Source organism: Gemmatimonas sp., assembly GCF_021298855.1.
Classification (GTDB): domain Bacteria; phylum Gemmatimonadota; class Gemmatimonadetes; order Gemmatimonadales; family Gemmatimonadaceae; genus Gemmatimonas.
This window is the reverse complement of sequence record NZ_JAJTHI010000048.1, coordinates 1-6299: the sequence shown is the minus strand read 5'-3', so window position 1 is coordinate 6299 and position 6299 is coordinate 1. Positions and strand designations below refer to the sequence as shown.

The window sequence follows — 6299 nt, the reverse complement described above, 5'->3', positions numbered from 1 at the left end:
GTCCTGCTCGCGCGCGGAGGCCAGTCGGAGCTCGGTGGCGGCGAGGAACAGGATGCTCCACGTGAGCATCAGCCAGATGTGCTCCAGCAGGCACGGGAGGAAGCACCCCAGATCGAAGAGTCCCTCGTCTTCCGGTCGCCATGGGTGGCTCACCACGCGGTACGACGGATACCACACCGTGCCGGCCAGGGTTGCACCGAGGAGCGCGAGCCCAACGAACCGGTGCGGGTGGCTGCGCACGCTCGGCAGCCGCTGCAAGGGGACCGCGAGGCCGCTGCTGACGAGAAACCCGAGCGTGACGCGCACGACCCGGAACGGCATGGTCGCGAGAATCGCGTCGCCACCTTGCTCCTCGGCCGCCAGGGCGCTGACGAGCGCGCCCGTGAAGTACAGCAACCACCCGGCTCCCTGTGCCTTCCAGAACCAGGGGAATGACCACGGGGGCGGAAGGCGTCGGGCGTGGCGATCGGTCATGATGCGTTGGAGTATGCCGCGCGGCCCTGACCAGCGGCAGTACACGTCGCCAAGCGGCAACCGGTGACGATGACCGGCAGTTTCGTGCGGTGAGCGGTGCGTAGCCGCGTCGGAACGGTGGCCGCAGCACGGCATTGCACGGCCCCGTTGGCCAGAGCATTCGGTCCGCGCGAGGCAATCCGTCCGATCATGCCCTGCCTGCAGCCCGTCAGGTCACTTCCACGCTACTCGGGAGTGCTGGCCTGCACCGTCGCCGTGGTCGATCGCGGCTCGCAGCGCCGGCCATTGGGAAACACATCGGTGTAGCACACCGGCCGCGTGGGCGTCGATCGCGGAATCACGATCTCCCCGGTTATCGGGGCGGCAGCGGCGGCAGCGGCTGGTTGGGCGTGCTGGGCTGACGGGGCGCCGTCTCATCTCGGGCACGCTCCCGCGGCATGGCCTGTGTGGCGCGGCGCACCACCCGCAGGATGCCGCTGGACACCGCGCGCAGCCGTTCGCCGGCGGGCGTGGCCTCGAGGACGGTTTCGACGGCGTCGCCGAGCTGCTCGGCGGCGAGGCGATCGGCGTCGGCATTGGCGTCGTGCCAGTCCGGCGGGAGCAGATCGCGCAGGGACCACTGCACCTCGCTTTCGCACGAGGTGACGGGTGCCGTACCCGTCTTGAAGTACTCACGACGGGAGGGGCCGCACCAATCGCTGGCCAGCTTCCCGGTGCCGATGTCCACCTGGCGCGTCTCGATGCCCGGGGGCGGCGCCCAGGCGGCGTCGTGGGCGGGGCTGTGCCAACCCTCGCGCAGGAAGCGGGCCCATGTCGGCGTCGCCAGGCGACCGCCGCTGGCGTTCCACCCCAACGGCTGCGGGCGGTCGGCTCCGAACCACACGCCGGCCACCAGCGTGGGGGTATAGCCAACGAACCACACGTCGGCTCCGTCGTTCGTCGTGCCCGTCTTCCCGGCAATGGGCCCCTCGAGGCCGGCTTCACGCACGGGGCGTCCGGTGCCGCGGTCGACCACCGTCTGCAGCAGTGAGGTGACGAGGAAGGCCTCGGTGGGCGAGAGAACCTGCACCGGCGGCGGGGACGTGCGCTGCCAGAGCACGACGCCGAACGGATCCTCGATGCGTTCGACGAGGAACGGCGCCACGCGCGCGCCGCCATTGGCGAAGGGCGCGTAGGCACTCGTGAGCTCGAGTGGTGTCACCGATGCCGCGCCGAGCGCCAGCGCTGGCACGAGCGGCAGGTCGCTGCGGATGCCCTGGGCCGCGGCTTGTGCGGCGATGCGCGAAATGCCGACCTCGCGGCTCACGCGCACGGTGGCCGTATTGGCCGAGCGCCGGAGGGCCTCACGCAGCGTAATGCGGCCCGCGTACTCGTGCCCGTAATTGGCGGGACGCCAGACATCGTTGCCCGCCTGGATTTCGACCGGCGCATCCTCCACCATGCTGGCGGCGGTGAATCCCTGCTGCAGCGCAGCGGCATACACGAACGGCTTGAAGGTGGAGCCCGGCTGCCGCTGGGCACGCAGCGCCCGGTTGAATCCCTTGCGTTCGACCCGGCGCCCGCCGACGATGGCGCGAATGGCACCGGTGGCTGGGTCGAGCGCGACGAGCGCGCCCTGCGTGCGGTTGGCCCCGCGCACGTTGAATCCGCCCCATTCCCGATCGTTGTCGATGGCGGCGGCACCGGCGGCGACGGCCCGTTCGGCCGCGAGCTGGGCGCGCCGATCGACCGTTGTCCACACCCGCAGCTGGGCATCGTTGAGGGCGCGCGGAATCACCCCCACGGCGCGCAACGAGTCGAGGACCACACGCGCGGCCTCAACCGCCCACGAATCCGCGGCGCGCGCCGGCACGAATTCCTTTTTTGCCAGCGTGAGCGGTGCGCGGCGTGCATGCGCCAGCTCGTCCGCTCCGGCGATGCCCTCGCGGGCCAGCACGTCGAACACCACGGCACGCCGCGCCAGCGCGCGCCGCCGGCTGTTGCGCGGCGTGTAGCTGGTGGGCGCCTTGGGCAGTCCCGCCAGCAGCGCCGCTTCCGCCAGCGTCACGGCGCCAATGCGCTTGCCGAAGAGATCGCGACTGGCCGCTTCCACCCCGTACACGCCGTTGCCCAGATAGATGGCGTTGAGGTAGCGCTCGAGGATCTCGTCCTTGGTGAGCGCCTGCTCCAGCAACGTGGCATAGCGCCATTCGAGGAACTTGCGGGCGTAGCTGCGTTCGGCGGCGCGGTTGCCGAGGAAGACGTTGCGCGCGAGCTGCATGGTGATGGTGCTGGCCCCCTCGCGCACGCCCCCGGCCCGCAGGTTGCTCACCATGGCGCGCCCCACGCCATACCAGTCCACACCATGATGGGCACGAAACCGGCGATCCTCCACCGCGATGAACGCCGCGGTGACATGTGACGGCACACTGGCCAGCGGGACGTTGACCCGGCGCACCGGGGAGAGTGCACTCACGAACGCGCTGTCGCGCGCCAGCAGGGCACCGCCTTCGGTCGGGCGCCACGCGCGCAGCTGTGCCGGCGTGGGACACTGCTCCCATCCGCACGACCACCACCAGGAGGTCGTGGCCACCCCCCCCACGACGGCGAGCACGGCCGTGTACCAGGCGAGGCGGATGAGGCGCGGGCGCACGGCCTCCCAGTGCCCCCGCCACCCCGCGGTGCGCGCGGGCACCCCCGCATCGCCAGCACCAGTCACCGGCGCGGAGACCGACTCGTTAGGTTGCTCGCTCATCGCCTCACCGGTCTCCGCACCTGCCGCACGCTTGTCATGGTCAGCCCGTCTCCCGTTCCCCGCACCGTTCGTATCGTCCACATACTGACACGCCGTGGCGCGGCCGTGGTTGCCGCGGCGGTGGTTGCCGCGGCCGGGCTGGCGCCGACCCTGGCGTCGGCTCATCCCCTCCTACGGACCCACCCCCCACAAAGTGCCACGCCGCCGGCGACGCGCGTGCCCAACGAGCTCGGCCGGTTCCCCATCGTGGAGTGGCATCAGGTGGTGGAGAAGGACGGCACCTACAAGGTGTCGCGCGAGCGGTTCCGGGCGGAGCTGGCCGAGTTGCACCGGCGCGGCTACGTGCCGGTGAACCTGTCGGAGATCCTGGACAAGACACTGGATGTGCCCGCCGGAAAGACGCCGGTCCTGTTCACCTTCGACGACGCCTCACCGAGTCAGTTCCGGTACCTCGAGCGCAATGGCCAGCTGGTGGTGGACCCGACCAGCGCGGTGGGCATCCTGCTCGACTTCATTCGCACCCATCCCGACTGGAAGCCCAAGGGACTGTTCTGCATGCTGCCCGCGGCGGAGGCAGGGCACGCCTTCTTCGGCGAAAAGGGGATTCAGGGGCAGCAGTCGGCGTGGCGCCTCAAGAAAGTGCAGTTCCTCCATCAGCAGGGCTTCGAACTGTGCAACCACACGCTCTGGCACGCGAAGCTCAGCAAGTACAGCGACGCGGTGGTCCAGGAGCAGCTGGCGCGCGGCGTGCTGGCGATCGACAGTGCGGTGCCCGGCTACAAGGTACGCGGCATGGCGCTGCCCTACGGGCTGTGGCCGAAGAATCGGGCACTGACGCTGAAGGGCTCGTGGTATGACACGAAGGCGAAGCGTACGGTGTCGTACGCCCACGAGGCGGTGTTCGAGGTGGCTGGGGGTCCGGCCCGCAGCCCGTTCGACCCCCTCTTCGATCCCCGCGCGCTGCCGCGCGTCCCACTGCAGGGCGGGACCAGCCTCACGACCACCTTGAACGAGATGGACAAGGTGGGGGGCAAGTGGGCGCGGTTCGTGTCGGATGGGAATCCGAAGACGATTGCGAAGCCCTAGCCCCGCAGGCGCTCACAGTCATCCCAGCGATCCACCGCGCGGCGCAGGTGCGGAATGACGATGCTGCCGCCCACGATGAGTCCGATGCTGAGCGTCTCGAACATCTCATCGCGCGTCACGCCTTCTTCGGCGCAGCGCACGACGTGGTAGGTGATGCAGTCGTCGCAGCGCAGCACGAGCGAGGCCACGAGGCCGAGCAGTTCCTTGGTCTTCACGTCGAGCGCGCCGCCTTCGTAGGCGCGGCCGTCGAGATTGAAGAACCGGTTGATGACGAGATTGTTCTCGCCGAGGATGCGGGTGTTCATGCGCTCGCGGAACTGCCGGAACTCGGTGAGGGCGGCGCTTTCCCCCGGGGGGGCCGGGCGCGCGGCGGCGTGATCGTGCGGCGGGCCGCCGGTGGTGGGCTCGGTCATCGGCTGCTCAGAATTGATAGTTGCGCAACGTGTTGAGCGCGGTCTCGAGTGCGGCTCGCTGTTGGGCGTTGGGCGAGTTGTTCCACAGCTCCTCGTAGGCCCCGATGGCCAGCGCGAGCGCTTCCCGGTCGTGCTCGGCCGCCGCCAGCGAGGCGGCGTTGTCGGCGAGCGCCGCCTTGGCCAGCATGTCATCGGGGAACCGCTGCGTGACCTGCACCCAGCGAATGGTGCGGTCGCGCTGGTTGCCTTCGGTGAGTGCCCACATGTGCCAGGCCCCGCGATTGTCGGGGTCGGCGGCCAGGGCGCGCGAGGCCAGTTCCCCCACGACCTCGGGGCCGCGCCCCGAGAGCCAATAGGCGTTGGCAAGAATGACGAGGGCGCGCGCGTTGTTGGGCTGGTGGTCGACCACCCGTTCATAGAGCGGGCCGGCCACCTCCGGCATGTGCAGCCAGGGTTCGGCGGCGGCCACGAGCGCATCGGGGGTGGCCCCCTCGCGCACATGGTGGAGCCGTTCCATGAGGGCACCCACGTTGCCGGAGGCCTCGTAGGCGTTGACGGCCTCGGCGAGTGCGGCGGGAAGGTCGAGGAGAGGGGCTATCATGGTACAAACGTAGAGAGGGGCGGAATGGGGCCGATCGGGGCTGCCGATACAACTCCGCATCGGGCCAAAGGGTTGCGCGATTGCCCCTGCCTCGTAATACTCACAGGAACTCGAAGGACATCCCGACGCTGCCGCGCCCGAATGACGCGTTGTGGCCGAGTCGGTCAGCGGAGCCCTGCGTGGTGCTCCGATCGGCGATCTTCGAGAGACACCGGAGTCACCACTCCGCGCGTTCCCCCCAGCGGTACCGGCGTCGCTACGCACGCATCCCCGTGCGCCAGTTGCCGCCGGCAGTGCGACGGCAGCACATCCGTCCCCCAGCAGCCCGCATCATTCTGCGCTTCCGCGCTCCACGAGCCCCACACCGGGTTTGTCCTTCAGGCCCCTCCTGGCGTCGCCAATCATGACGCATGGGGAGCCGTGCTCCGTTCGTTCGAACGCGAGCACCCAGTACCACTCGCAGTAGTCGAATGACCGAACCGAAACGCCCTGCTCGCCGCCCGCGCACGCGGACGACTCCGGAAGTCGCCGGAGACGACAATCCCTACCTCGACGCGCCCAAGCCGCGCTCGAAGAGCACCAAGGCGGCCGCAGCCGCCCCCGCCGACGTCGAGGTGCCCAGCGCCGATGCGGCCAAGCCGCGCCGTCCGCGCACCCCGCGGCGGAAGGCCGACGAGGTTGGCGGCAGCGCCGCCCCGGCCGGCTTCGTTGGGCCGGTGTCATCGCCGCCGAACATGTGGCCACCACGACCTGAACCCATGCCGCCGCTCATGCGGGCACGGCGAAGAGTGCGAGGGCGATACGCGTCGGTAGGCGATTGGGCATGGCGGGATTCTATCCCGCCGAGCGTTAGATCCCTGAACCCTCGGCAGCGAGCTCGTCGGTGCGCACGCGTGCCTGCGAAAGTTGGCTCCCAGCAGGAACGCTCTTCGTCAGCCATACGTTGCCGCCGATCGTTGAACCGCGTCCAACGGTGATGCGACCCAGGACC

6 protein-coding genes and 1 pseudogene are annotated in these 6299 nt (G+C 69.8%); 1 reads left to right on the top strand and 6 read right to left on the bottom strand.

Annotated features, from left to right (window positions below; all coding sequences use genetic code 11):
- Both LW840_RS14090 and LW840_RS14085 read right to left on the bottom strand, forming a co-directional pair.
- On the bottom strand, positions 1-474 hold a 474-nt coding region (locus tag LW840_RS14090), incomplete at its 3' end, for a hypothetical protein (protein WP_291277208.1).
- A gap of 352 nt (positions 475-826) precedes the next feature.
- The gene (locus LW840_RS14085) at positions 827-3208 is read right to left on the bottom strand and encodes a PBP1A family penicillin-binding protein (RefSeq protein ID WP_291277207.1); all 2382 of its coding nucleotides are present in this window, start codon (positions 3206-3208) and stop codon (positions 827-829) included.
- A gap of 216 nt (positions 3209-3424) precedes the next feature.
- Between LW840_RS14085 and LW840_RS14080 the strand changes: the two genes are divergently transcribed.
- Complete coding sequence (locus LW840_RS14080) at positions 3425-4294, top strand: polysaccharide deacetylase family protein (protein WP_291268837.1); 870 nt, start codon at positions 3425-3427, stop codon at positions 4292-4294.
- Here LW840_RS14080 and LW840_RS14075 read toward each other — a convergent pair.
- From LW840_RS14075 to LW840_RS17615, 4 genes and pseudogenes are all read right to left on the bottom strand, one after another.
- Positions 4291-4599, bottom strand: a complete 309-nt coding sequence (locus LW840_RS14075) for a carboxymuconolactone decarboxylase family protein (RefSeq protein WP_343213622.1) — start codon at positions 4597-4599, stop codon at positions 4291-4293. The two genes, LW840_RS14080 and LW840_RS14075, sit on opposite strands and share 4 nt — an antisense overlap.
- A 115-nt stretch (positions 4600-4714) precedes the next feature.
- Positions 4715-5308 (bottom strand): hypothetical protein, encoded by a 594-nt coding sequence (locus LW840_RS14070; RefSeq protein ID WP_291262981.1) that lies wholly within the window; start codon positions 5306-5308, stop codon positions 4715-4717.
- Positions 5309-5852: 544 nt separating this feature from the next.
- Positions 5853-6068, bottom strand: coding sequence for a hypothetical protein (locus tag LW840_RS14065; protein WP_291277206.1), 216 nt, complete (start codon positions 6066-6068; stop codon positions 5853-5855).
- A gap of 89 nt (positions 6069-6157) precedes the next feature.
- Positions 6158-6299, bottom strand: a pseudogene (locus LW840_RS17615) (serine acetyltransferase); the annotation flags it as partial.

Coding starts and splice junctions, on each gene's coding strand:
- LW840_RS14085 (WP_291277207.1), bottom strand. CDS start 3,208: ATGAGCGAGCAACCTAACGAGTCGGTCTCCGCGCCGGTGACTGGTGCT.
- LW840_RS14075 (WP_343213622.1), bottom strand. CDS start 4,599: ATGAACACCCGCATCCTCGGCGAGAACAATCTCGTCATCAACCGGTTC.
- LW840_RS14070 (WP_291262981.1), bottom strand. CDS start 5,308: ATGATAGCCCCTCTCCTCGACCTTCCCGCCGCACTCGCCGAGGCCGTC.
- LW840_RS14065 (WP_291277206.1), bottom strand. CDS start 6,068: ATGGGTTCAGGTCGTGGTGGCCACATGTTCGGCGGCGATGACACCGGC.